Raw genomic sequence first — 23661 nt, 5'->3', positions numbered from 1 at the left:
TTTTTGTTCTTTCTCTCTCATGCCTCCCGCCATATCGCCTTTGTCTTTGCAAGGGCAACGAAACCCACCAGATAAACCACCTGCACCGCAAACCCGAATGCTGGCGACCACTCTGCCGGGACAGGCAGCCCCATTATGCTCTGCAGGAGCAGCGACGCATGCGTCGTCGGGACAGCGTACGACAGGTAGCGCAGCCACGCGTCGTGCAGGTTTGCTATCGGGTAAAAGACGGGCGGCAGGACGGCCAAAATTACGTTCACAAACGAGATCACCTGCGTCGCATTACGCATATGGAGCATGTGCGACGAGAGGAAAAAGCCCATGGCAGACATTGAGCTCCAAAGCAAGAGTATGGTGGCTACTAGAAGCGGCACCGAGACTAGCGAGGCGCCAAAGTACATGACGAGGACTGCAAGCACGGTCAGGGCAGGCAGGCCAAACATCAGCTCCGAGAGCGCAAGCCCCATCATGTAGGTAAGCGGAGAAACAGGCGACGCGACAAAGACGTCCTGTATCTTGTATTCGGTCTTGTAGAACGAAATGTCCTGCCCAAGAGCAAGGCCGTACCCAACGAGCGCCATTACGAGGCTGCCGGCCACCGCATAGTGGACGTACTGGCCGTTGCTCACGACAAAGAGCACGAACAGGAGCGAGAACGGGCTTATTGCCGTGAACACGAGCGACATGGGGTTGCGGCGGAGCCACAGGATGCCTGTCGAGTATGCAATGAGGAACGCCTGCCTCACGGGCAAGAGCTGCTGCCGCTGTTTCAAGCTCATTCCGAACTATTCTCCTCCGACGAAGACGACGACAACGATGTCGAGTTCACGCTCTCGCCCACCAGGTATACAAAGACATCGTCGAGCGTGACGGGCGAGACTGTAAAGGGCAGGTTGCGGCGGATGGCAAGCTCGGACAGCTCCCTGACTGCCGACTCGACTGCAAACACCCGCAGCATACCTGCGCCAGTGTCTACCACCGAGCCGTAGGATTTCAAAAAGTCAGGGTCGAGCCCGTCCTTGGCAATGTCTATCCTCGTGTTCTGCGGTATCACCTTGCGCAGCTGCGGGATGGTGCCCTGCGCTACCACCGTCCCGCGGTCGATTATCACGACATAGTCAGACAGTGCCTCTGCCTCGTCCATGTAGTGGGTGGTAAGCAGTATAGATCCGCCCCTGGCCTTCCAGTCCTTTATCGCGGCCCAGACCTGCCTCCTCGATACAGGGTCGAGCCCGATGGTCGGCTCGTCCAGAAACAGCAGCTGTGCGTCGGCCGCCATCGCCATCGCCACGAGCACCTTTTGCTTCATGCCGCCGGACAGGTTCATAGCCGGCCTGTCCCGGGCTTCCCACAGCTCTAGCTTTTTCAAAAAGGTCTCGGCCTTTTTCCGGGCCTGCTGCCTGTCCTCTCCCCTTATCTGGAGCCAGTTGTAAACGTGGTCCCACGGCGTTAGGGCGCGAAGGGGCCTGCCTTCCTGCGGCACGACCGAGATCAGGCTGCGCACCTCCCTTGCCTGCTTGACCGCGTCGTAGCCGAGCACGGTTATCTGGCCGGAGGTGGGCTCTAGCTGGGTGGCGCACATCCTCACAAACGTGGTCTTGCCGGCGCCGTTTCGGCCAAGCAGCGTAAACACCTGGCCGGCCTCCACCTGGAGCGACACGTTTTCAAGAGCAGGTCTTGCAGACCCCTTGTATCTCTTGGTGACCTGCCTTGTCTCTATAGCCAGCAATGTACTAGGATGGCGCGCCTCCTCTGCAACGATCTATCTAGAGCTACGGCCCATAATGTAAGGTTTGACTCTATAGCAGGATGGTAGACGGATCATCGACAGTCCTTTTATGCCATTTGCACGAAATATGGCGCAGTCAGGCAAAGCCCAGCAGCAAAACGCCTGACGACCAGCAGCAACAACAACAGCATCATAGAAGCCCTTACACAGCGAGAGAAAGAGAGAAAGACCAGACCGTACCCCGTGGCGGCCGCCCGTATCCTCTCTGCCCAGATTGCAGGGCCGCCCGGGCTACGATATCCAAATAAGCCCCATCCGACCACCTTGTGCTGTGAAAAAAGACTTTATCGTCGCCCGCATCGAGGCGTCGCCGGACGGCAGCCCCTACGTCTACGTCACGTTCAACGACCCCAAGGACTACAAGCCGGAGAGCCGCACGATGCAGCCGTTTGGCCCAAACACCATGGCATTTTCCTCGGTAGAAGAGATGATGAAGAATATGCCAAAGGTGATGGCAAGCCTGCCGGGCATGATGGGAGGCGCCGGCCTGTCCGACTCGCCCGTCATAAAATTCAGCATGAGGGACTACCAGGACATGGGGATCAAGGTCGGCGACAAGGTGACCTTTGAAATATCTAAAGTAGAGTCCAGCGGGGTCTAGATATAAATACGAATGGCGCGTAGCTTGGCTGCTTGGAACAGCAGCGAAAGGTGCGCGCAGAGGTCAAGCTGCCGCTAATTCTCATCCACACTCCTTTTGGCCTTGACTTTTTCGACAGGGCAGCAAGGTGGCCGGGCGCCAAGGCGTGGGCCAGCGTCAACACCTATTTCATGCCAGTCATCACGGCGCTTGCGATATTCCTCATAGTAGGCTCACTTGCAGTCCTCTTTGCAAACGAAAACGCAAGGGAAGGCGTGAGGGGTGCAGGGCCGCAGGCAAACCTGCTCATACCGGGGCTCAACCCATACCTGCCGATAACATACGGCTGGATAGCCCTCGTAGTCACGATAATCATCCATGAGGCCGGCCACGGCATACTGGCGCGCGCCTACAACATCAGGGTGGACTCGACAGGCATCGTCCTCTTGCTCGGGATACCGATAGGCGCATTTGTCAACATCGAGCGCGAGGAGCTTGCCAAGGCGACGCTGAAGCAAAAGAGCGCAGTCCTCACCGCCGGCCCGCTCAACAACATGATACTTGCAGGCGTGTCGCTGCTTGCGCTCTACCTCGTGGTGTCGTCGCTCACCCCGCTCCCGCCCGACCCCAACGCCCCCCAGTTTGGAGTCGTGGTCATGAAGGTCAACGGCGGGTCGCTTGCAGAGTCGATAGGCTTGCCGCAGGGCGCGATCATCCAGTCCGTGGACGGCCAGGAGATACGGCAGCTAGAGTCGCTGGGCCAGCTGCTGCGCTCCAACCTGGGCGAAACAGTCGACATAACCTGGGTCGAGCAGTCCGGCAGGTCAGTGACAAAGGCCGTGACGCTCCCAGACGCAGTCGAGCCGGGCAGAGGGATACTTGGCATAGAGGTGACGACCCTGGCTCCAGACCCAGGACTGGTGCTTGATAGGTACAAGGGAGCATTCAGCTCAAACCCGCTTGCGATACTGCTTCCACCCACCATGCAGCAGGGCTCGGTGCCGTATTCAGACCTGATGGCGCCAAGGTATTCGTCGGACATCCCGGACTGGAGCCTGATAGCCAACATGCTGTTCTGGCTGTGGTTTGTCAACTTTAACGTCGGAATATTCAACGCGCTGCCGATAGGGCCGCTCGACGGCGGGCAGCTGTACGGCTCGCTAATCGAGAAAAAGGTCAAGTCGGCAATCGTGGCCAAGAACGCAGCAATGCTCCTGACCATAGTGATGGTCGCAATCGTGGCCGCGTCGCTCCTGCTGCCCTATGTGCTGTAATAATAGTAGCAGTGGCGGCAAGAGTTCAGGCATTGGCGCGGATGGGCGCCATTTTTTCTGCCTCAAAATCCTGCTGAAAACTCTATTTCCAGAGGCCGTTGCCATAGGGCACGCAGGCTAGAACGTCAAGACCCTGTCCGATTCGACGACCAGCTTGAGCATGTCCTTCATTGTGGATACCGGGCACACTTCAAATGACTGCATCATGTTCCTTGACTTGATGCAGGTGCCGCAGGCAAGCATGGTCCCGCCAAGCTGGTTCAACCTGTCCAGCTGCTCCTTTACGTTGAATTTCTCGCTCTTGATGCTCTCGATTTCCACAGCCTGCCCAAGGAGAAAAATCCTGACTTTATGATCGTCAAGAATTGCCGTGTTGGCAAACCTGAGTGCGTTCCAGACTATCTCGGGATCGGTATTTGAGAGAATGATGCCTATTTTCACGGATAAAGTACGCAGATCCTAATTATTAATAGCTGCCATCGCCAAAATTAGTTCTTTATTGCTGGACGCCCTTGTTGACAGAACCTCTTTATGAGCATGACACCTCACTCTAAAATGCCATGGCAAACATGCTGAACAACGTTGACCTGGACAAATTGTCCCAAACCGTTGAAACGGGAAGGAAAGATAAATCGACACTGAAAAAGCCGGTCAAGCTGCAGGGCGAATGGAACCTCGATCCAAGCAGGGGCTACCAGTTTAGGACAGAGATGGCATTTGAAAAGGGCAAGCAGGTGATAGAGATCGACGCGCCTTCGTTTCTGGGCGGCAGCGGCAACAGGCTTGGACCGATGGGCTATTGCGTTGCAGGGATGACATCCTGTTTTATGGGCATATTCGTAAACGTCGCGTCCAGCCAGGGGATCAGGCTGAAAAAGCTGAGTGTGAGCGCAGAGTGCAACGTCAATTTTGCCAAGACGTTCGACGTTGCAGACGAGCCAATAATGGAAGGCATTGACTTTCAGGTGGACGTTGAGAGTGACAACGCAGACAAGAGCAGATTGCAGCAGGTCTTGAAAATGGCCGAAGAAAGATGTCCCGCAATGTACAGCATGTCCCACATAATTGGAGTGAAGGCGCAGCTAAAATAGAGAGGTACGGAGAAAAGATCGTTTCCATTTTTTTTCTCTTGCCGCTTGCACCTTTATACGCACTTTACAGCGCCGCAAAGGGTTGCAGGGATCTCCAGATGGCAAAATACCGATTGCGACTAGTTATAAAAGCTGCAACACATGTCTGTCAAGAAAGATGTTTAGCAAGTATTAAATCTGAAATAAGCTGAATAGCAAACCTCTTAGAGAAAAAAGACATGCTCGCCATACTTACCAAGAACGGCAAGATCGTGCAGGGAACTGGCATCTCGTTTGCGGTGGTCGGAACCACCATGCACATTTTGAACGTAGCAAGCATGGTGCCCTCTCCGGTCAGCCACACGTGGTCCACGCTTGCAATCGCTGGGTTCTTTCTGACAAGCAGCAGTCAGATAGGAAGAAGCACTCTTTTCAAGGGCTTGGTAAAGAAGGGCAAAAAATCTCAGGTGTCGCGCACCCACAAAAACGATGTGGCCCTTCCTTGATTTTGGAGGCAAACCTCCACCTGAAAGGTTCTCGCGAGGTTCAGTCGGCTACCAAATGGCAAAGATTCTTGCAAAGATAAACCACCGACACATACCAGCCAGCCCAATATACGCGCGCCCCGTCTGTACCACCACATCATAGAACGATCTTAGCTAACTGAAGCAAGAGCCGCTTTTTAGTCGGGCACCCATTTCTTGCAGCCAGCAATGGTTCCATGAATGCTCCTCCTTTTTCCATACTTGTAGTAGACGACGAGCCAGACATTCTGACAACGATGAAGCTGGCATTTGGGAAGGTTGCAGGAAAAGAAGACTACCGGCTGACCACCGATACGAATCCTCTTCACGTTCTTGAGAACTTTAAGCCGAACCTGTACGACATGGCGATACTGGACGTAAGGATGCCTGAGATGGATGGCTTTGCCCTGTACGAGCGGCTGCGCGCCATCGACGCTGACATGAAGGTGTGCTTCATGACTGCGTTTGACGTGCCAGCCTACCAAGACATCTTCCCGTCAAGATTCCCGTCCCTGTCAGAGAAATGCTACATCAAAAAGCCAATAGCCATCCGGAATCTGATTCAGGTAATTCGCGAGGAGTTGTCCAGATAGTAGACGGAGCGGCTTATTTTTTGCGTCTGCCAAGCCAGCGGTAAACAAGCGGCTCCTTAATCCCGTCACCCTCGATCTAGCAGCGTTGTTTACGGAGAAGCCAGCGCCTCTTTTAGCTGCGATATGTCGTACAGCTCGTGGCATTTTACGCACCGCCACCGTATCAGGGAATGCCGGGCGTCCACTATGACTATGCTTTCTTCCAGCTGGTTTGTGCATCTGGGGCAATGGAGCATTTCTTTTGTTTTCTCACCACCATTTTTTTTGACGATGAATCAATGCTACAACAACCGGTATAAGGCAAGGTGGTGTACAGTGCACAGCGCTGTTTGCACTGCACTGCATTGAAGTCTTGACGCATTAATAGCATGAGCCCACAGCTAGGGCATGGAAGCCATAATCCTGTATTACAGCCGCTTTGGGAACACCGAAAAGATTGCAAAATCCTTGGAGGCAGGTATGAGGCAGGCAGCAGTTCATGCAAAAGACGAGCTGGTTAACCCAATTGTCAAGGGATTAGGTGGCAGAATCCACAAGGTAACAATCCTGAATGAAAAGGACTGTATTAAAGTCAGACAAAAGGGCGGGCTCGACAAGAAAGATCAGGTGGAAATTCATGACATTCGGAGAGTGCAGGGCTTTTCATAGCTGGCAAATGGCAAGGATAGTAGCTGTTGGATTAGAGTGAACTAGCGTAATTTATTGCTCAAAAGGCTTCTTTTGACGTTCTCTTTTCTTCAAAAGAAACACCACAGCAACTGCAGCAACGGCAACCGTACCGACTGCCGCAGGTATATACATCAATACTGCAGAGTCAAGTTCGCTTCCTACTATGATCGCAACAGAACTTTCTGACATAACACCCGTTTCTGGCCATGATATTGATAGGGTATCATTGTATTTACCATCCTGTACGCCTTGTGGAATTGCTACTGTCACAGGCACATTGGTAGTGGTCGTGGAATAACAAGAAGCAGGCATCGAAGGTAAAGATTGTTTGCCGATATGGAACCAGCTTGAATGAGCATTAACAAATATCCTATCATCCAAGTCAACAGGGGCCAAATTAACATAAGTTAGCTGAATGTTCTTGGTAAGATTGCCACCAGCCTTCAGGTTAAAATCGGGAATGTCTATGATTACTTGCCGAGGTACCTTTGGCAACTCAGGGCAATTCTGGTTTGTTGCTAATGCTCCAATCTCTATAGTACCTGTTGCTAATACCACTGCAATGAAAGTAATCAGCGGTATCAACTGTGGATATTGTTCTATACATTAGATATAAGCATCGTGACTAAGAATCGGAGTTGGCTCCCAACCTACAGCAGAAACTTCCTGCTTGAAGCAGGCCGTTCGAGCTCCCGTGTACTAAGCAGAACTAGATTATCAATATGTGGCGCAAGGGCATATTCTCTTTCTTTTAGAGATGAGGGGAATTGCCGCTCAGAGCAATGGATGGTACCGTGTGACAGACAAGGGAAAGGCTGCTGTTTGTGAAACAACTCGTCTTCCTCTAAAAGCTTCCTTGCGGCTTCAAACTATGAGGGCGACGAGGAAGAACTTGGGCGTTATTGATGCGGTAATAGCCACCGACCTGCGACACTAGCAACCGCGCTGCAACCGGCTAACGAAACCACCGAGTACGCAACAGCGCCCCTCTCCGGTATGCTTTTATATCTGCGAAATGCAAGTACATTCAGCCTAGGCCGGTTTGTGCCGATGCATTTTATCGATTGTAATGACCGCGCACAGGCAAAAGAGCAAGTGGACTGAAGAAAGTTTGGAAAAAAACGAAGAGATTGAAGAAGGGTTCGACCAGCGCCCCCCTACTGCCAGGAGGCAGAGGAGGCCGGCGCAGGAGCAGCAGCCGTATCAACAGCAGCATGTTACCAAGGTCACGACCGACAGCGAAGACCAGGTCGCCCAGATAATACTAAAGTCGATACCTGCCGACTCGCAGATAACCACCGTAAGGTTCGAGGGCCCGAACATTGCCCTGTACACAAAGAACCCCCGGTTTGCACTCACCGAGCTGACGTACTACCTCTCGTCGCTCTCCAAGACCCTCAAAAAGAGGTTCATCATACGCACCGACCCGGCAGTCAGGCTGGAAGAGGACATGACCCGGCAGGCGGTGGCAAAGCTCTTGCCAAAGGACGTACAGGTGTCGGCGGTGTTCTGCGACGACGCGACGGGCGAGGTGGTTCTAGAGGTGAGCAGGCCGGAGGCGATAGACCCGGCGATGATAGTCCAGATAGCCCAGTCTACAGGCTGGATAGCGCACACCCGGCGCTCGCCCCACATCCCGTCCACAAGCATCAACACCATCCATTCCACTCTCAAGAGCTCGGCCAAAGAGCGCACCGATTTCCTGCAAAAGCTCGGCAGGCGGCTGTTCAGGGGCCCGCTCGTGGTCGGCAATAATAATAACAGCCATAACGGCTTTTCTACGCCGGAAAACGGCAAGACGGCGGCAGAGGAATTTGCTACACCAACAAGCGTTGGCATCGGCAGGCCGCCGCAGGGTGGCGGAGGGTCGACCATGACCAGCAAGGAAGAAGTCATGCTGTTCTGCCTTGGTGGTGTAAAGCAGGTGGGCAGGTCGTGCTTTGTGGTGGTCACTCCAGAGAGCAAGGTGATGCTCGACTGTGGCATAAACCCGGGCGAAATGTCAGGCCTTGACGCCTATCCGCGCCTTGACTGGCTCAACTTCGACCTTGACGAGCTGGACGCAGTCGTGCTTTCGCACGCCCATATAGACCACCAGGGCTTTTTGCCGACGCTGTTCAAGTACGGCTACCGCGGCCCCGTCTACTGCACCGAGCCGACGCTTCCCCTTACAACGCTCTTGCAGATGGACTCGGTCAAGATAGCGCACAGCAACGGCACCTACCTGCCATACGAGGCGAGGGATGTCCACGAAGTGATAAAGCGCACGATAACGCTCCCGTACGGCAAGCCGACAGACATATCGCCGGACATCACCGTCACGCTCAACAACGCCGGCCACATCATGGGCAGCGCCACCGTGCACCTGAACATCTCTGGCGCGCACAACATACTCTACACAGGCGACTACAAGTATGCACGCACGCAGCTTCTGGACAGCGCCGTCTCTACATACCCGAGGGTAGAGACGCTGATAACAGAGAGCACGTACGGCAACACGGCAGACGTGATGCCTGATCAGCAGTTCGTCTACCGCACATTCACAGAGTCGATAAACAAGGTCCTAATGGAGGGCGGCAAGGTCCTGATACCGGTGCCGGCAGTCGGCAGGGCGCAGGAGATAATGCTCGTCATGGCAAAAGAGATGGCAGAGGGCAGGCTGGTCGAATGCCCGATATACATAGAGGGCATGATATCGGAGGCAAGCGCCATCCACATGTCATATGCGCACTACCTTGGCGCCGATGTGCGCAGGTCTGTCTCGCAGGGCATCAACCCGTTCCAGTCCGAGTATTTCACAGTGATAAGCGGGGGCAAGCGCGAAGACGTACTCAACGACGAAAACCCGGCAATCGTGATGGCCACGTCCGGCATGCTCGAAGGCGGCCCGTCTGTCGAGTACTTTAAGGAGCTGGCGCCGAACCCGAAGAACAAGATAATCTTTGTCTCGTACCAGATAAACGGCACTCTTGGCAGGCGCGTGCTTGACGGCAACGTGTCTGAAGTCAGCATGATGGACAAGTCCGGCAAGCTAAAGGTGGTGCCGGTCAGGTGCCAGACGCAAAAGATAGACGGCTTTTCCGGGCACAGCGACTTTAACCAGATTATGAACTTTGTTGCCAAGATCAAGCCCAAGCGCGTGCTTGTGAACCACGGCGAGCGCTCCAAGTCGGAGAACGTGGCAAGCGCCATCTACACCCGGCTCAAGATCAGGTCAGGCGTGCCCGATAACAGGGAAATAGTCAGGCTCAGATAGCCACAGCGTTTTTATGCTGTGAGCCCCCTAGTGTGTGTGCGAGGACAAAGAGGGGAGAGGAGGAAAGGAAAGGCCTTGGCGATCAGGTACAAGTGCGTTAATTGCAACATTGTCCTTTCGGGCGAAGGAGCGTCAAGGCATTACCTTGCAAACCCGAACCACAAGCTTGAAAAACTGCCCCCGCCGCCCAAGCCGGTGAAAAACCCGACCAGGTAGTAAGAAGAAGAAGCAGCAGTAGGAACGAAAGAAGATTATATCTTATTCGCGGATGCTCTCCAGCGTGGACACGACCTGCCAGAGCATGGTGCGTATGTGCGACTGCATCTGCGGGCTCTGGGTCGCGCTGTCGAGTAGGCTTATTGCGTTTGCCGCCCTCACCGACACGCTGCCGGACTTTTCGTCCTTGAGGGCCATCAGCACCTCCTTTATCATGTTGCGGACGCTTTTTTGCACGTCGTTGTTCTTTGTTATGGCGTCAAGAGTCTCTACTGCGCGCGCAAGGCGCTCCTGATTCTCCTTCTCTTTCTGCTCCTTTTTGGTTGATGATGATGTCACTCTCGCTCGCTCTCCTCAGCCCTGTGCCTTTCTGTGCGTTCAATTAATGCCAGTTGCTTTTGAATGTTTTCGTCCTCTCCCCCTCGTCTTGCTGCTGCCATCGCCACTGTGCTGACACTAGTAGTAACGGTCGGCAGAAGCCGCTGCCTGGCTCTGTTGCTGCGCCACCAGCTGTTCCAGGTAGCTTGTCCCCTTCTCGGTCAGCGAGAACACCTGGGCGTCGCCGTCTTCCATGCCGTCAGGGAGCGTGGACTGGACGTACCCGCCCTGCATCAGCTCGCGCAGGGCCAGGTCGGCGAGCATCTCAAAGTACCCCCTGTTGATGTCATAGTCGTGCTCGTGCTCGGCCTTTTGGGGCACCAGCCACATCTTGATCTGGGCCAGGCTGGCGCCGTGCGTCCCGTGCAGGTTTGCAAGTATCGATCTGGTAGCAGGCCCCATCTCCATGTTGCTGATTTTCCCTCCTCCTTCCTTCTTCCTTTATACAATACAGGCTCATCTCATAAATGGCTTGCGCGCGTACGACAGGAATATAGCCTGGCTCGGAATAACAAGCGATGCATGGCAGAAAAAGAGGAGCTTTTGCGCTGCAACATTTGCAATTTCATGGTGCCGGCGGCAGGCGCCAAGGAGCACGCCGCGTCAGACGAGCACACGCAGCGCAGGAAAAAGCTTGAAGACGAGCTCTCTGCCACAAGGCAGAGGGAGTACGGCGGCGATGATGATGATGACGGCGGCAGCAACTCAGTTGCGGCGCGCTGGGAGCTTACTTTACGATGAGGACAGAGCACCTGGCCCCGCTGACCACCTTGCCTGACACGCTGCCAAGCAGCAGCTCCTTGAACTTGCCAAGACCCCTGCTCCCCATGACTATCATGTCAAACCCGCCCTTTTCCGCGTAGGCGATTATCGACGCGGCAGGCTCGCCCTCTATGATGACAGAGTCGGCCTTGACGCCCCGGCTCTCTGCCAGCGCGTCGTACTCGTCGAGCACCTTTGACGCCTGCTCGCGGCTCATGCGCGAGATCTCGTTCAGTATCTTTTGCGACTCGACGTAGACCGTCGGGGGCTTTTCGGCGACGTTCACGATGGTTATCGAGGCGTTCGACCCCTTGGCTATTGATATGGCCTGGTCAAGTGCCCTCTTGGCGTTCTCCGAGCCGTCAACAGGAACCAGAATCTTGGATGGCATGTTTGTAAAGACACTGTTTGTTGCGAGCAGGCCCTATTTATCCTAGTGCAGCGTCAGGTCCTGCGGCAGCAGGAACTGGATCACGAGGCTCACCGCGTACATGAGCGCAAGTATGATCCCTATCTTTAGGCCGATCTCTTTTTTGAACATCATCCCCACGGCCGCGATGGTGACCGCAGTCACGAGTATCATCTGGTACTCCAGGATAGGGTTTGCGGCAATGTTTGCAAAAAAGCCGCCGTGGTACATGGCGCCAAAGACGGCCACTGCCAGAAGCAGGGTGTTGTTAAGGATCTTGGAGCCAAGCACGTTTGCGACTGCTATCGAAGCGCCTGCCGCCCCCTTTCTCGCAAGGAGGATCATCGATATTTTCTCGGGCATCTCGCCGGCTATGGGGCTGATGATGATGGCAAGTATGATGACAGACACGCCGACCTCGTTTGAAAAGCCCTCAAGCGAGTGGATGAAAGGCTCGGCGCCGATAAAGATGCCGGCGGTGCCGGCTATGAAGGCGAGCATGGCCTTGGTCATGGTGCTACGGCTGATGTGGACCTTGTCCTCCACCTCGACGACCTTGTGGCCACCGGCAGCGGCGGCCTGGCCGTTTGCCGCGGCCTTGGCCTTTTTGTTCTCGTTGCGCATCTCCACCAGCGCCATCACGAGGTAGGCGCCAAACATGCCGGCAAAGATGAACCCGTCGATATAGTTGTAGCCGTCGAGGAACAGGGCCGCGCTCACGATGGCGGTGGCAAGCAGGAATATCTTGTCCAGCTTGAACGTGGAGACATCGATGCCTTTGAGTGGCGCCTTGGAGAGTCGGGTGGTGGCGACAAGCAGCATGACTGCAAGGCCGAGCGTCATCATGAGCAGGTTGCTGCCAAGGCCGGCGCCAATGGCCGTGCCGTAAAAGCCTCCAGCAGCAGCATAGACTACGATTGCGATCTCGGGCAGCGTGGTTGCCACGCTCAGCAGGGTGCGGCCCACGAACTTGGCCCCGTACTTCATGGACAGGTGCTCGGCGCCATACGACAGGACGTAGCTTGCGCCGGTCAGCTCGGCAAGCCAGAGCAGCATCATGAGCAGGTTATTCTCGGCCAAGCTAGTGCCAGTTTACAAGAATCCAGACAATATAAATCACAAGCTGCTGTCGCCGCCGTTGCTGCTGTCGCTATTGCCGCTACTATTATTATTGTCATGGCGGAAGGCGGCAAACACGTATGCCGTGTCAAGCTCCTGATCCATCGTCCACTGCGTCGGGAGCGTGAGCGTCGATATGACCTGCAGCCTGTTGCGGTCTATGACGCTTCCCCAGCCCCATTTTTGCAGGTCGCGCGAGTATTTCTTTAGGCTGTGGCTTCCCATAAAGACAAAGCAGGGCTCGATGTCAGGCAGGGCGAGCACCTGCGAGATGACGCTCTGGGCAAGCATCTCGCCCATCTCTGGCATTGCGGATATAAAGAACACCGCAGGCCCGGACATGCCAAGTGTGGCATAGTCAAACCGCGTCGCGTCTGCGTGCATTACGTAGGCTCCTCTGACTTCTGTCTTTTCAAAGATCGCCTTTTGCAGCCCGGCAAGGTCCCCGTCTATCTCTATGCCCAGCGCGCCGGTGCCAGAGATGCCTGCGCAGTAGGCTATGCGCCCGTCGCCGGAGCCAATGTCGACTACCGTTGTCGCCGTCGTCGCCCTTTCTCCAAAGCCCAGCCGGCGCGCCTCATGCACAAGTGCGTACGCCGACATTATCCAGGTCGGGTAGAACGCCTGGTAGCTGGTGTCGTGTTTGACGCTTGACAGCCAGTGCTCGTTGATGTCTCCCTCATAGACCATGCACGGGACGCCCAAGAGGTCTTGCTGGCTCGAGCGGTAATAGATCGGGTTTGCACTTGCAAACCGGTGCAGCATGGCAAGGTGCGCCGGCTCGACTGGCAGCAGGCCCGACGGCTCTAGCGGCACTGCCTCGTATGTGTGGGCGCCAGACGCCGCCTTTTTTACCAGCTCATGCTTGAGTGCGACTACTCCCTCTGCGATTGTTGTTGCAGCTTTCATCAGAAACACATCATCTTTCTTTTTCTTTACAGGCACGGCCACGAAGCAATCACACACCGCCATATGTCAGTAAACAGACTCGGCGCTTGGCCGCAGGCCTCTCTTTACGCTCTTGCGGCCGCATTCCTGGCACCTGTACGTGCGCCTGCGCTTGTACGTGTATATTGCTTCCGGGTCCTGCAGCACGTCGTGCAAGGTGCGGCTCATGCACCTGTCGCAAAACCGCCGCTCGGTATCCGTGGTGGCCACTGTGTATATACCATTATTGTGTATGCACCCCTCAATTTTAATATGTTATTGCATACGAAAGTCTGCCGTGGCCACGGTCTACACAGAGCTCTTCCAGAAAGAGTGCGAGGGCAGGTTCGGGATCACGAAAGATGTAGTGAGGGACGCAATAGCCCAGCCGGACAAGGAGCAGCGCCTCCAGTCGCAGGGCCTGACCCTGATACTGTACAGCAAAAAGATGGCCGATGCAGCCGGCAGCAGCGACGATAATGCTGGCGGCGACTATCTCGTCGTGAACACGCACGTCCAGGGGCAGGACCTGATGGTTGACCTTGCCTTCAGGCTGAAAAAAGAGCTTGTCGACGAGGCCAAGACCACCCTGCCGTTCCCGCTCATGCAGGCGCTTGCGCTCAGGTTCGGCCTCCCGGTCAAAGTCGGCGAGCGCGAGACCAAGTTCCTGTACAACGAGGTGATACCCGTGGCAAGCAAGGACATCAGGCAGGCGATGCGCATCAGCAACCCGGAGGGCAGGCCGATGGTGTCTGCCATATGGATGCGCATGCTGCAGAACAACATGGGCTTTCTGGCGCAGTGCGCGCTGGTATTTTGCATAAACGCGCAGGCGTACGCCGAATGGCTGGCCGGCGGCGCAGGCACTACCGCTGCGGCTGCCTCCGCCCGGCCACAGCAATAGCTTTTTTATAGTGGAAGTTTCTTACAGCAATCGTCGTGCAGCAGCAGGGATACAAAGCCGTCCAGATGCACTGGGACATTATGAAGCTCCTGTCCTTTGGCGTGGACGAAAAGTTCCTTACAGAGAGCAAGATAACCCCGGAGCAGGCAAGGGATCTGGTCAAGGGCCTCCTGTACCTGCGCGAGCGGTACAAGGACGAGTACCAGCAACAGCAGCAATAACACAGCAGTTTTTACTGCCGCTATTGCCGCTACTACTACTTCCTCATCCTTTGCGCCAGCAGCTCTGGCACTTCCGCCGGCCTCTTGGCCACAGGCACGCCGGCCTTGGCATAGTTTGCCACCTTGGACTCGGCTGAGCCATAGTTGCCGTACACTATTGCGCCTGCGTGCCCCATCCTCTTTTCCTTGGGTGCCGCCCTACCTGCAATGTACGCCACGACCGGCTTGGCAAAAGATGTGTCGATGATGTACTGTGCCAGCTGCTCCTCGGCGTCGCCGCCTATCTCGCCGACGACCACGACAGAGTCGACGTCCGGCCTGTCGCGCACAAGCTCAAAAGCCTCTATCAGGTTCGTCCCGTTGACAGGGTCGCCCCCTATTCCGATGCCTATGCGCTGGCCGTAGCCCTTGTTGGTAAGGTTGAACGACACTTCGTACATCAGCGTGCCGCTCCTGGAAAAGACGGCAGTCCTGCCGGCCTTGAACGGCTGCGCCGGCATGATGCCCACCTTCATCACTTCCGGCACGATGACGCCGGCGGTGTTGGGGCCGACCATCCTTGCCCCCAGGCTCTTGGCGCGCTCGACCACCTTTATCGAGTCCCTGATGGGGACGTGCTCCGGTATCGCAACCAGCAGCTTGATGCCGGCGTCAAGGGCGTCCATCGCTGCTGACAGGAAGAACGGCGCCGGCACGAAAATGCCAGAGACTTTGGCGCCGGTGGCCTTGACCGCCTCTGCCATCGTGTTGTAGACCGGCGTGCCTTCAAAGTTCTGGCCGCCCTTGCCCGGCGTCACCCCTGCCGCCACGTTGGTGCCGTACGCCTTCATCAGCCGCGTGTGCGTCGAGCCAAAGCTGCCCGTGATGCCCTGTATTATCACCGGCTTTTTCCTGTAGTCGCCGTCTGACTCGGCGCCTTCAAGTATCCTGAAAATGTCGAACTTGTCCATCTCTATCCATCAACTCCTCCTATTGCTTTTTCCCCACGGCCGCCACCGCAGCCTGTATCGCCTCATCGACTGTCGGGTACAGCTTGGCCCTGCTCCCCTGCAACATCTCCCTTGATTTCTCAGATTCGGCGCCGGAAATCCTTGCAAACACGGGCACGTTTATCACGTTGTTCTTGTACGCGTCAAGTATCGCCTGCGCGACCAGCGTCGTCTTGACGATGCCACCGAACAGGTTCACAAGGATGGCGTCGATGTGCTTTATCTGGCTGATGACCTTGAGCGCCTCGTAGATGGTCTCAGTCGTCGCCTTGCCGCCAAAGTCCAGAAATGCGCCTGCCTTGCCGCCGGCGTCTGACACAAGGTCGAGTGTGGACATGACAAGGCCGGCGCCGTTGCCAAGGATTGCAATGTTGCCTTCAAGTTCCACAAGCGAAAAGCCGCTCTCCTCGGCCTGCTTTTCAAGCGCCGAGACGTGCTCGTACTTTTTCAGCTCCGGATGTCTGAACATGGCGTTGTCGTCTATTATCACCTTTGCGTCCAGCGCGACCATCGAGCCGTCGCCCAGTATGGCGACAGGATTTATCTCGGCAAGCTCGGCCTCCTTCTCGCTTGCAAATCTGGACAGCTTGGTCGCAAGGTCTACAAAGGCCACCGCCGCGTTGCCTGTCAGCCCGAGTTTTGCAGCCGTGTCCTCGGCAGTCTGCATAGAGATGCCGTCAACCGGGACGTCGACTACGACCTTGTTGCCCGAGCTCTCGATCTCGACGCCCCCCTCGGCAGACGCGATGAGCGAATAGCAGCGCTTGCTCCTGTTCAGGAATAACGACAGATACAGCTCTTGCTTTATCGGGGCCATCTCTTCAAGCAGAATCCCACGGGGGAGCTCGCCCTTGACCTCCTTGTGGAGGAGCTCTGTGAACTTGGGCTCCAGCTCTTCCTGGCTCTTTACCTTCAGGATGGCGCCGGCCTTGCCCCTGCCGCCGACGGTCAGCTGCGATTTCAGCACCAGCGGGATGCCTATCTTTTTTGCGCCTTCCCTTGCCTCGGTGATGTTGTTTGCCAGGTGCGAGCGCGGCACGCGTATGCCGTACTGGTCAAAAAGCTCCTTGCCCTGATATTCTAGCAGTCGCATTGGTACAGGGGGCAGCTATTTCTGTCACTTATAATCCTATTTTGGACCGGAACCTGCCGGCTACACACCGGTGTGAAAGATGCGCTTTGCACGAAAGGGCTCAGGACGCACATTGACACGGTCATTGTCGAGTAACGCGGTCGTGCGCGTGGGACAGGGTCACGCCTTCTTCTTCCCCTCGTGCATGGCTGCAGGGGCGTTCTTTGCGAACCGTACAAGCGCCAGGTAGATGAGCGAGGCGGCAGCAAGACTTGGCACGGTGGCCCCTATCGCAGGCATCTCCTTGACAAATATCGGCGAGAGCGGCGACATTGCAAAGTTCAAAAGGGTGCCGGCGGCCCAGGCTGCGATTGCGGGCCAGCGCACGGTCCTGCTTCCGTACATCATCTCATGCGAGTATCTCTGGCGCCTGACGACGTAATAGTCAGTGAGCACTACTCCAAACAGCGGGACGAACACGGCCCCTATCAGGAGTAGAAAGGTCTCATAGTCCTGGATGGTGACGAACATGGCAAGGGCCGTGCTGACTGCCGTAAAGCCCACTATCAGGTGCTTCTGGCCCACCTTTGAGAAAATGTCCTGCGCGGACACGGCGGCAGAGTACACGTCGGCAAATGCGTTATCCGCCTCGTCGACTATGAGCAGCAGCATGAGGAACCCAAAGAATATCGCCTGTATGGCGATTATTATTGCGACCACGTCGAACGTGCCGAGGAGCACGCCGCCAAAGTAGAACAGGATGTTTGTGAGGGCAAAGCCCACCATGGTCGCCCAGAACGCGCGCCTGCGGCTGCCTTTCTTTGCAAAGCGGTTATAGTCGGCGGCAAGGGGCATCCACGATATCGGCATGGCTATCACGAGGTCAAGCGCCGTGAAAAAGGACATCCCCTTGCCCGGCGACGAGATGACCCCCTGGGCTCCCGGCGACATGAGCAGAGTCACGATTATCACAGTCGACGTGCCGTACGCTATCCAGACTGCAAACTTGCCAAGCCACTGCCGGGCCACCGCAAGGGGGCCGGCTATCGCAAGCAGGGCCACGAGCGCGCCAAATATCCCTGCCCAGACAGCATACGGGACATAGTTGCCGGCCAGCAGGTCTGCCGCGCGGGCCATTATCATTATTTCAAAGGTCGTCCAGCCCACAAGCTGCAGTATGTTCAGGACGGCGGGCGCGTACGAGCCCCTTATCCCAAGCGACGGCCGCATGCTCACAAGCGACGTAATGCCGTGGTCGCTCCCTATCTTGCCGGCAAGGGCGAGCAGCAGCGAGCCGCCGACAGAGCCGGCGACTATTGCAAGGACGGCGTCAATAAAACTGGCTTCGGACAGGAACGAGCCGGCCGACAGCACCAGGAGTCCCACGCCGAGGCTCGACCACAGTATGAAATAGTCCCTGCCGCCGAGCCTGCGCTGGCCTTCCGGCACGGGCGCAATGCCCCACTCGGGCGTCCTGATTATCGACACGATCTTTTTCCTCCCTTCCTCTTCTTCTCCGTCTTGGATGGGGGCGGGCTTTAATATCCTTCTTCCATCGCTGTTGTTATTGCAGCATGGACGCGCACGCGCGCACACGCACACACGTACGCAGACGATGGTCAAAAGTCGTCGAAGGCGACGAGCATCATGCTGTCGGTGACCTCGCGCTCGATCCCCTTGCGGCCAAGCTCCGAAAGCGCCTGGGCGCAGATCTCGGCGACCAGGACGGAAAAGTTGTGGCCAAGCGAATGCTGGATTGCCACCTGGCGCCGTCCTGCCATCGCCTGGTTCATGAACGCAAAGTCCGATTCTTTGGAGAGCGTGCCGAGGGTGTCAAGGAAGGTCTCGACTGTATAGCGGCCGTGCATCAGTATGTGCGCGCTCTTGATGTTGTCCCGCAGCTCCTTTGCCACCTGCACCACCTCGTCCCTGTCAAGCCGGGAGAGCAGGAGCCGCATGAGCTCTTTTGAGACAGGCATAAAGCCGGCCTTGGTGGCCATGCTGCCCCACTTGACGTGGCCGGCAAAGATCTGGTTTGCAAGCGAGGTGAGGTTGAGCTCCTTTTCGTCTGCCTCCTGCTGGAGCTTTTTGAGGAGGTCAGACTTGATCCGAAAAGACGTGGTGATCGTCTTCGAGTCCGGGCTCTCCGCCTTTGGCACAGGACATTTTTACATTTCCAGATCTTATAACAGTACCGCAGACAGGCCAGAACAAAATTAGCTTGCAGCTCTAATTTAGCTTGCAATCCAGATTAACCAATCTTTGGCAGATCTCTTGGCGGCTTGGGCGGCAGCAGCAACAACAAGAACAATAACAACAACATTCAGGCTGTCGCGCCGCAATCGCGGCGGCAACAGGAAGCAGAGAGCGCGCGGACGGTGTTTTGCGAAACGCACGGCCGCCGGTGCGAGCTTGCTTCCGGCAGCCAGAGATGCCCCTGCTGCAGCAAAAAGGTCTGCCTGTGCAACTGCGTGCTGTAATACAACATACGCACACACACATATTTTTACCGGTCCGATAAGGTGATAAAGTCTCTCCAGCCATGAACCTGCATATTGCTATCGTCGTCGCTTAAAGTGGCGCTGTCCGTGGCAGGGAGCGATTCTGGAGCCGGCGCAGGCATACAGGCAGACCTCAAGACGTTCTCGGCGCTTGGAGTCTATGGCTGCACGGCGATAACCGCCATCACGGCCCAGAACACGAAAAGGGTGACCGGCATACTCGAGATCGAGCCGGCGATGATAGAGGCGCAGGTGGCGTCGGTGGTCGCAGACTCGCCGCCAGACGCCGTCAAGATAGGCATGGTCTACAGCAGGCAGGCGATAGAAGCGGTGGAAGGCTCGCTCAGGGCGTCCAGGGCATCACCCATCGTGCTGGACCCGATACTTGCCGCAGGCACGGGCGCCAGGCTGCTGCGCGCCGACGCCGTCGACCACTTTGTTTCAAAGCTGGTACCGCTTGCGACGCTTTTGACCCCAAACAGGATGGAAGCAGAGGAGCTTGCAGGCATCAAGATAAGGAGCGAGCAGGCAGGCATAAAGGCCGCCGAGAAGCTGAGGTCGCTTGGCGCAAGGAACGTCATCGTCAAGGGCGGCCACTTTGGCAGGGCTACCGTGACAGACCTGCTGATAGACGACAGGGGCGAGCTGACCAGGATCTCAAACCCGAGGATAGACGTCGAAGAAACCCACGGTTCTGGCTGCAACTTTTCTGCCGCAGTCACAGCCTGCCTGGCAAGGGGATACCCGCTCCAGGAGGCATGCGTGGCGGCAAACAGGTACGTGCACGCCGCGATAAAGACGGCCGTGAGGGTCGGCAGGGGCCTGCCGGTCACAAACCCGCTCTCCTCCATATACAGGGACGCGATGAAGTATTCCGTGACGTCAGAGCTGCAGGCGGCAATAGACAGGCTGGTCGCCCTGGACGGTTTTTACAGCCTGATACCAGAGACGCAGACAAACTTTGCCTACGCGCTGCCCGACGCTGGCTCGCACGACGACGTGGCGGCCGTGAAAGGCAGGATAGCAAGGGCAGGCAGGGGCGCGGTGCAGGTCTCCCGGGTCGAGTTTGGCGCGTCAAGGCACATGGCGTCTGCCATACTGGCCTTCAAAGACGTCAGGCCGGCGTTCAGGTCGGTCATCAACATACGGTACGACCCGTCCATAGTCAAAAAATGCGAAAAGATCTGCCCCGTGTCAAGCTACGACAGGAGCAGGGAGCCAAGGGGCGTCAAGGAAAAAGAGGGCTCGACCATAGCATGGGGCACAAAGGAGGCGCTCAGGCAGAACCCGCTTGCCGAGGCCATCTACCACACAGGCGACGTGGGCAAAGAGCCGATGGTGACCATATTTGGCAGGGACCCGGCAGATGTGCTTGCCAAGGTGGAAAAGCTGCTGCTACTGCTGCAGATGTCATAGTGTGCCGGGCTTGCGGCCTGCTTTGCACAAGACGCGAGGACTGCACGGCAAAAAGACAGCCAGAGTATAACAAGAATACCCATTTTTTCTCTATATTCCCGTGGTTTTTCCTTAAATACAAGTGAGCGTGAGAGGCAAGTAAATGAAGGCAGTAATACTCGCAGGCGGCCTCGGGACTAGGCTGCAGCCTTATACCTTTTTCATACCAAAGCCGATGCTCCCGCTTGGCAACAAGCCGCTGCTCGAATACACGATAGAATGGCTGAGGAACGCCGGCGGCCTGAAGGAGATAGTGATATGCGTCAGCTACCTCCACAGGACGATAGAGGACTATTTCGAGGACGGAAGCAGGTTCGGCGTGAAAATAGAGTACGCGCGCTCTGACCGCCCGCTTGCGACTGCGGGCCAGCTCAAGACTGCCGAGCGGTTCCTGGACGAGACGTTTGTGTGCGTCTACGGCGACTCGGTCTACGAGTTCAACCTGCGCAAGATGCTAAAGATGCACAAGGAGGAAAAGGCGTTCGTCTCGATGGCGCTCATGCCCTACACTACAAAGCTAAAGTACGGGTTCATAGACACAGACGACAGCAACGTGACTGCGTGGCGCGAAAAGCCCGAGATTTCGGGGCTGATAAACATAGGCTGCTATGCGATGGAGCCCGAATTCCTGAAGATGATACCGGCCTCTGGCGCGTTTGGCATGGACGACGCGGTGCGGGCGGTGCTCGACAGGAAAAAGACGGTCAAGGCGTTCCGGGTGGACGCAAGCAGCTTTATCGACATCGGCGACAAAAAGTCGTACCTGGACGCGTACAAGCAGTTTGCAAGCAGGCTGGGCAAGATATAAGATATGGCACTTCTGGCGCTCTTTGAGGACCACCACTGGCGCAACCTCGCCCCGCTCACGCTCACGAGGGCGACGTTTGACGTCAAGGTGGGCGCAAGGAGCTACCTAGAAGAGTGCCTGCACGTTGCTGCCGGCGGCGGTAATGATGATGATGATGATAAAAAAAAGCCGTCGCTTTTGCTGCTGACAAGGCGGCACCTGCAAAAGATAACGGAGGAGCGGCACGGCGGCATCGCGGTAAACCCTTCCTCCATAGACGCAGCAGGCACGGTCTTTGTCAACGGCCTTGTCCACCCGGCGGCCTTTGACCTGCGCCGCCTGGAATCAGTCGGCCACACGTTTGCCATCACGTCCGGCGACAGGCTGCTTGCAGCCAGGCTTGGAAAGAAGGACGCTGAGTACCTTGCAGGATGCGTCGCCGCAGGGAGGCAGGTGAGCCTGAAAAAGCTGGACGTTGAAAAATCCACAGAGCTGAAAGGCGGGGCAGAGGGCGGCATCATCTCCAACCTGTGGGACATTATCGGCGTGCTTGAAAACTCGCTTGCAGTCCAGTGCGCCGCGCAGGAGGATGGCGATGGTGGCGGTGGCGGCTCCGGCGTGAATGCGACCGTGATTGGCGCAGGAGTGACGGCAGAAGGCGCCGAGATCGAAGAGGGGACGGTGCTTGACGCCCGGCGGGGCCCGATATACATAGGGCCCGGCGCGTCGATTGCGCCAAGCAGAATAGTGGGGCCTGCATACATCGGCCCGGAGACGCAGGTAAAGCAGTTTTCCATAATCGAATCGAGTTTTATAGGAAGGAACTGCAGGGTGGCCGGCGAGGTGGAGCACTCGATAATCTCCGACTACTCGAACAAGGCGCACGCGGGGTTTGTCGGGCACTCGTACGTCGGCGAGTGGGTCAACCTCGGGGCCATGACCACCACTTCGGACCTGAAGATGACGTACGGCAACATCAAGATGACGCAGCCTGCCGGCAACAGAAAGGTCGACACGGGCCAGAACAAGGTAGGCTCGTTCTTTGCAGACATGTGCAAGACTTCGATAGGGACGCTCGTGTACAGCGGCAGGCGGCTAGGCCCGTCGTCGCACCTGCACGGCCTCGTCGCCCAGGACGTGCCGGCGTTCACGATATACGGCGCAGGCGTCGGCGCCAGGAATGCAGAGCTAGAAATTGAATCGGCCATAGAGACTCAAAAGAAGGTGATGCCCCGGCGCGGCCAGTCGATGAGCAAGGCATACGAGCAGATGATGAGGGACGTGTTTGCGATGACGGCGCAGGACAGGAGAAAGGCCGGCGTGAAAAGGGCCAAGTTTGCGCTCTAGAGGCTCTGCGACCCGTGCCTGGACGGCAGACGGGCAGGGCAGTACAATACACGCCCTGTCGTGCATGTGCGTGCATGTATGCGTGCGTGCGCGTTTCCAGTCTTCTACAACTACAATGGTAGTTGTAGGTGTTTGTTCTTTTATAGGCGGTCATCATACGATAAAACACACACGCATGTGTGTATATGTGCCGCCTCTGGCGCCGATTTTAGTACAGGGCCTTTCTGGCCTGCCCGCCTGCCCACCCATCCGTCTCTGCGCGGCGCTTGAAGAAGAGTGAATGAGAGTTTCCACTCACACATACATACGTTATTTGCCAATGCAAGGGACGCCCGGATCATTATTGTCATGATGGTCGACAGCAGAGCGCCGTCACCCATGGCAACTTGCAATCTCGACTACTCGGAGATTTCAACTTGGGCATGTCTTTCTTTCAAACGTGTAGCCTGTAGGATAATTGTCGCATGCGTGTGTGCGACGAAACGAAAGAAGAAGAAAAACGGAAAGGGGATGATGAAACGACTTCTCTCCGACACGCCGAATGACGTGGCTAAAGCGCCCTCGTGGGCCTGACCCTTTCCAGCTCTTCTTTGCGCAGAAGGGGCGCTTAAAGGTTGCGCCTCCGGCTAGAGTTTCAATCCTTGTTCTAGTGGATTAGTCTTTCAGACTAAAGCTGCTGACTGCCGAGGGCCGCGCAAAGAAGTTTCAATCCTTGTTCTAGTGGATTAGTCTTTCAGACAGAGAGGGGCACGCGAAAGGGCGGAATTATTAATGTTTCAATCCTTGTTCTAGTGGATTAGTCTTTCAGACTTTTTAACA

Annotated in this window: 30 protein-coding genes and 1 CRISPR repeat array; of the genes, 15 read left to right on the top strand and 15 right to left on the bottom strand. The window is 56.3% G+C overall.

Features of this window, described 5'->3' with window-relative positions:
* Positions 1 to 17 precede the first annotated feature (17 nt).
* Both WKI84_RS02545 and WKI84_RS02540 read right to left on the bottom strand, forming a co-directional pair.
* Entirely contained in the window at positions 18 to 779 is a 762-nt protein-coding gene (locus WKI84_RS02545; RefSeq protein WP_337861952.1) for an ABC transporter permease, read from the bottom strand.
* Positions 776 to 1729 carry an ABC transporter ATP-binding protein gene (locus WKI84_RS02540; protein ID WP_337861951.1) on the bottom strand — a complete coding sequence of 318 codons (954 nt, stop codon included), beginning with the start codon at positions 1727 to 1729 and terminating at the stop codon, positions 776 to 778. The genes WKI84_RS02545 and WKI84_RS02540 overlap by 4 nt, the downstream gene beginning before the upstream one ends.
* A gap of 331 nt (positions 1730 to 2060) precedes the next feature.
* On the opposite strand from WKI84_RS02540, the gene WKI84_RS02535 reads away from it, so the two are divergent.
* Both WKI84_RS02535 and WKI84_RS02530 read left to right on the top strand, forming a co-directional pair.
* The gene (locus WKI84_RS02535; protein ID WP_337861950.1) at positions 2061 to 2390 is read left to right on the top strand and encodes a hypothetical protein; all 330 of its coding nucleotides are present in this window, start codon (positions 2061 to 2063) and stop codon (positions 2388 to 2390) included.
* 32 nt (positions 2391 to 2422) lie between these two features.
* Complete coding sequence (locus WKI84_RS02530; protein WP_337861949.1) at positions 2423 to 3643, top strand: M50 family metallopeptidase; 1221 nt, start codon at positions 2423 to 2425, stop codon at positions 3641 to 3643.
* A gap of 117 nt (positions 3644 to 3760) precedes the next feature.
* On the opposite strand, the gene WKI84_RS02525 is transcribed toward WKI84_RS02530, so the two are convergent.
* A complete protein-coding gene (locus tag WKI84_RS02525; protein ID WP_337861948.1) occupies positions 3761 to 4084 on the bottom strand; it encodes a DsrE family protein in 324 nt (107 codons plus the stop codon).
* Between the two features lie 119 nt (positions 4085 to 4203).
* Here WKI84_RS02525 and WKI84_RS02520 point away from each other — a divergent pair, with 119 nt between their 5' ends.
* The 3 genes from WKI84_RS02520 to WKI84_RS02510 all read left to right on the top strand — a co-directional run bounded on the left by WKI84_RS02520 (position 4204) and on the right by WKI84_RS02510 (position 5830).
* Positions 4204 to 4734, top strand: coding sequence for an OsmC family protein (locus WKI84_RS02520; protein ID WP_337861947.1), 531 nt, complete (start codon positions 4204 to 4206; stop codon positions 4732 to 4734).
* A gap of 218 nt (positions 4735 to 4952) precedes the next feature.
* Positions 4953 to 5219: a hypothetical protein gene (locus WKI84_RS02515; protein WP_337861946.1), complete on the top strand. Its 267-nt coding sequence runs from the start codon at positions 4953 to 4955 to the stop codon at positions 5217 to 5219.
* Between the two features lie 215 nt (positions 5220 to 5434).
* Positions 5435 to 5830 carry a response regulator gene (locus WKI84_RS02510; protein WP_337861945.1) on the top strand — a complete coding sequence of 132 codons (396 nt, stop codon included), beginning with the start codon at positions 5435 to 5437 and terminating at the stop codon, positions 5828 to 5830.
* Between the two features lie 89 nt (positions 5831 to 5919).
* Here WKI84_RS02510 and WKI84_RS02505 read toward each other — a convergent pair whose 3' ends face one another.
* Positions 5920 to 6066: a hypothetical protein gene (locus WKI84_RS02505; RefSeq protein ID WP_337861944.1), complete on the bottom strand. Its 147-nt coding sequence runs from the start codon at positions 6064 to 6066 to the stop codon at positions 5920 to 5922.
* A 151-nt stretch (positions 6067 to 6217) separates the two neighbouring features.
* Between WKI84_RS02505 and WKI84_RS02500 the strand changes: the two genes are divergently transcribed.
* Complete coding sequence (locus WKI84_RS02500; RefSeq protein WP_337861943.1) at positions 6218 to 6478, top strand: hypothetical protein; 261 nt, start codon at positions 6218 to 6220, stop codon at positions 6476 to 6478.
* A gap of 51 nt (positions 6479 to 6529) precedes the next feature.
* Here the strand turns inward: WKI84_RS02500 and WKI84_RS02495 are convergent, their stop codons facing one another.
* Positions 6530 to 7084 (bottom strand): hypothetical protein, encoded by a 555-nt coding sequence (locus WKI84_RS02495; RefSeq protein ID WP_337861942.1) that lies wholly within the window; start codon positions 7082 to 7084, stop codon positions 6530 to 6532.
* 526 nt (positions 7085 to 7610) lie between these two features.
* On the opposite strand from WKI84_RS02495, the gene WKI84_RS02490 reads away from it, so the two are divergent.
* Together WKI84_RS02490 and WKI84_RS02485 are read left to right on the top strand one after the other, a co-directional pair.
* A complete protein-coding gene (locus WKI84_RS02490) occupies positions 7611 to 9755 on the top strand; it encodes a beta-CASP ribonuclease aCPSF1 (RefSeq protein ID WP_337861941.1) in 2145 nt (714 codons plus the stop codon).
* Positions 9756 to 9830: 75 nt separating this feature from the next.
* The gene (locus WKI84_RS02485) at positions 9831 to 9971 is read left to right on the top strand and encodes a hypothetical protein (protein WP_337861940.1); all 141 of its coding nucleotides are present in this window, start codon (positions 9831 to 9833) and stop codon (positions 9969 to 9971) included.
* 42 nt (positions 9972 to 10013) lie between these two features.
* Here the strand turns inward: WKI84_RS02485 and WKI84_RS02480 are convergent, their stop codons facing one another.
* On the bottom strand, positions 10014 to 10310 hold the full coding sequence (locus tag WKI84_RS02480) for a UPF0147 family protein (protein ID WP_337861939.1): 297 nt from the start codon (positions 10308 to 10310) through the stop codon (positions 10014 to 10016).
* 117 nt (positions 10311 to 10427) lie between these two features.
* The gene (locus WKI84_RS02475) at positions 10428 to 10757 is read right to left on the bottom strand and encodes a hypothetical protein (RefSeq protein WP_337861938.1); all 330 of its coding nucleotides are present in this window, start codon (positions 10755 to 10757) and stop codon (positions 10428 to 10430) included.
* A gap of 114 nt (positions 10758 to 10871) precedes the next feature.
* Here WKI84_RS02475 and WKI84_RS02470 point away from each other — a divergent pair, with 114 nt between their 5' ends.
* Positions 10872 to 11090, top strand: a complete 219-nt coding sequence (locus tag WKI84_RS02470; protein ID WP_337861937.1) for a hypothetical protein — start codon at positions 10872 to 10874, stop codon at positions 11088 to 11090.
* Here WKI84_RS02470 and WKI84_RS02465 read toward each other — a convergent pair.
* The 4 genes from WKI84_RS02465 to WKI84_RS02450 are packed head-to-tail and all read right to left on the bottom strand — an operon-like array spanning position 11077 to position 13797.
* The gene (locus WKI84_RS02465) at positions 11077 to 11502 is read right to left on the bottom strand and encodes a universal stress protein (protein ID WP_337861936.1); all 426 of its coding nucleotides are present in this window, start codon (positions 11500 to 11502) and stop codon (positions 11077 to 11079) included. The genes WKI84_RS02470 and WKI84_RS02465 overlap by 14 nt on opposite strands.
* 42 nt (positions 11503 to 11544) lie before the next feature.
* Complete coding sequence (locus WKI84_RS02460; RefSeq protein WP_337861935.1) at positions 11545 to 12600, bottom strand: hypothetical protein; 1056 nt, start codon at positions 12598 to 12600, stop codon at positions 11545 to 11547.
* Positions 12601 to 12636: 36 nt separating this feature from the next.
* Positions 12637 to 13590: a hypothetical protein gene (locus tag WKI84_RS02455; RefSeq protein ID WP_337861934.1), complete on the bottom strand. Its 954-nt coding sequence runs from the start codon at positions 13588 to 13590 to the stop codon at positions 12637 to 12639.
* A 24-nt stretch (positions 13591 to 13614) separates the two neighbouring features.
* Positions 13615 to 13797: a hypothetical protein gene (locus WKI84_RS02450; protein WP_337861933.1), complete on the bottom strand. Its 183-nt coding sequence runs from the start codon at positions 13795 to 13797 to the stop codon at positions 13615 to 13617.
* A 67-nt stretch (positions 13798 to 13864) separates the two neighbouring features.
* Here WKI84_RS02450 and WKI84_RS02445 point away from each other — a divergent pair, with 67 nt between their 5' ends.
* Both WKI84_RS02445 and WKI84_RS02440 read left to right on the top strand, forming a co-directional pair.
* Positions 13865 to 14470 carry a hypothetical protein gene (locus WKI84_RS02445; protein WP_337861932.1) on the top strand — a complete coding sequence of 202 codons (606 nt, stop codon included), beginning with the start codon at positions 13865 to 13867 and terminating at the stop codon, positions 14468 to 14470.
* A 35-nt stretch (positions 14471 to 14505) separates the two neighbouring features.
* Positions 14506 to 14691, top strand: coding sequence for a hypothetical protein (locus WKI84_RS02440; RefSeq protein ID WP_337861931.1), 186 nt, complete (start codon positions 14506 to 14508; stop codon positions 14689 to 14691).
* 35 nt (positions 14692 to 14726) lie between these two features.
* Here the strand turns inward: WKI84_RS02440 and sucD are convergent, their stop codons facing one another.
* From sucD to WKI84_RS02420, 4 genes are all read right to left on the bottom strand, one after another.
* The gene (gene sucD, locus WKI84_RS02435) at positions 14727 to 15641 is read right to left on the bottom strand and encodes a succinate--CoA ligase subunit alpha (protein WP_337861930.1); all 915 of its coding nucleotides are present in this window, start codon (positions 15639 to 15641) and stop codon (positions 14727 to 14729) included.
* A gap of 19 nt (positions 15642 to 15660) precedes the next feature.
* The gene (locus WKI84_RS02430; protein WP_337861929.1) at positions 15661 to 16773 is read right to left on the bottom strand and encodes an ATP-grasp domain-containing protein; all 1113 of its coding nucleotides are present in this window, start codon (positions 16771 to 16773) and stop codon (positions 15661 to 15663) included.
* A gap of 159 nt (positions 16774 to 16932) precedes the next feature.
* On the bottom strand, positions 16933 to 18348 hold the full coding sequence (locus WKI84_RS02425) for a cytosine permease (protein ID WP_337861928.1): 1416 nt from the start codon (positions 18346 to 18348) through the stop codon (positions 16933 to 16935).
* A gap of 23 nt (positions 18349 to 18371) precedes the next feature.
* Positions 18372 to 18911, bottom strand: a complete 540-nt coding sequence (locus tag WKI84_RS02420; RefSeq protein ID WP_337861927.1) for a hypothetical protein — start codon at positions 18909 to 18911, stop codon at positions 18372 to 18374.
* Between the two features lie 123 nt (positions 18912 to 19034).
* On the opposite strand from WKI84_RS02420, the gene WKI84_RS02415 reads away from it, so the two are divergent.
* The 4 genes from WKI84_RS02415 to WKI84_RS02400 all read left to right on the top strand — a co-directional run bounded on the left by WKI84_RS02415 (position 19035) and on the right by WKI84_RS02400 (position 22842).
* Positions 19035 to 19232 (top strand): hypothetical protein, encoded by a 198-nt coding sequence (locus tag WKI84_RS02415; RefSeq protein WP_337861926.1) that lies wholly within the window; start codon positions 19035 to 19037, stop codon positions 19230 to 19232.
* A 75-nt stretch (positions 19233 to 19307) separates the two neighbouring features.
* A complete protein-coding gene (gene thiD / locus WKI84_RS02410) occupies positions 19308 to 20669 on the top strand; it encodes a bifunctional hydroxymethylpyrimidine kinase/phosphomethylpyrimidine kinase (RefSeq protein WP_337861925.1) in 1362 nt (453 codons plus the stop codon).
* Between the two features lie 142 nt (positions 20670 to 20811).
* A complete protein-coding gene (locus WKI84_RS02405; RefSeq protein WP_337861924.1) occupies positions 20812 to 21516 on the top strand; it encodes a nucleotidyltransferase family protein in 705 nt (234 codons plus the stop codon).
* A gap of 3 nt (positions 21517 to 21519) precedes the next feature.
* Positions 21520 to 22842, top strand: a complete 1323-nt coding sequence (locus WKI84_RS02400) for a putative sugar nucleotidyl transferase (RefSeq protein WP_337861923.1) — start codon at positions 21520 to 21522, stop codon at positions 22840 to 22842.
* Positions 22843 to 23473: 631 nt separating this feature from the next.
* Positions 23474 to 23653: a CRISPR direct-repeat array (repeat unit 37 nt; unit sequence GTTTCAATCCTTGTTCTAGTGGATTAGTCTTTCAGAC).
* Positions 23654 to 23661: the final 8 nt, after the last annotated feature.

Origin of the sequence: Nitrososphaera sp. (assembly GCF_037447015.1) — an archaeon.
GTDB lineage: Archaea > Thermoproteota > Nitrososphaeria > Nitrososphaerales > Nitrososphaeraceae > Nitrososphaera.
The sequence above is the reverse complement of the archived record's forward strand: the minus strand, read 5'-3'. Positions and strand labels throughout refer to the sequence as shown.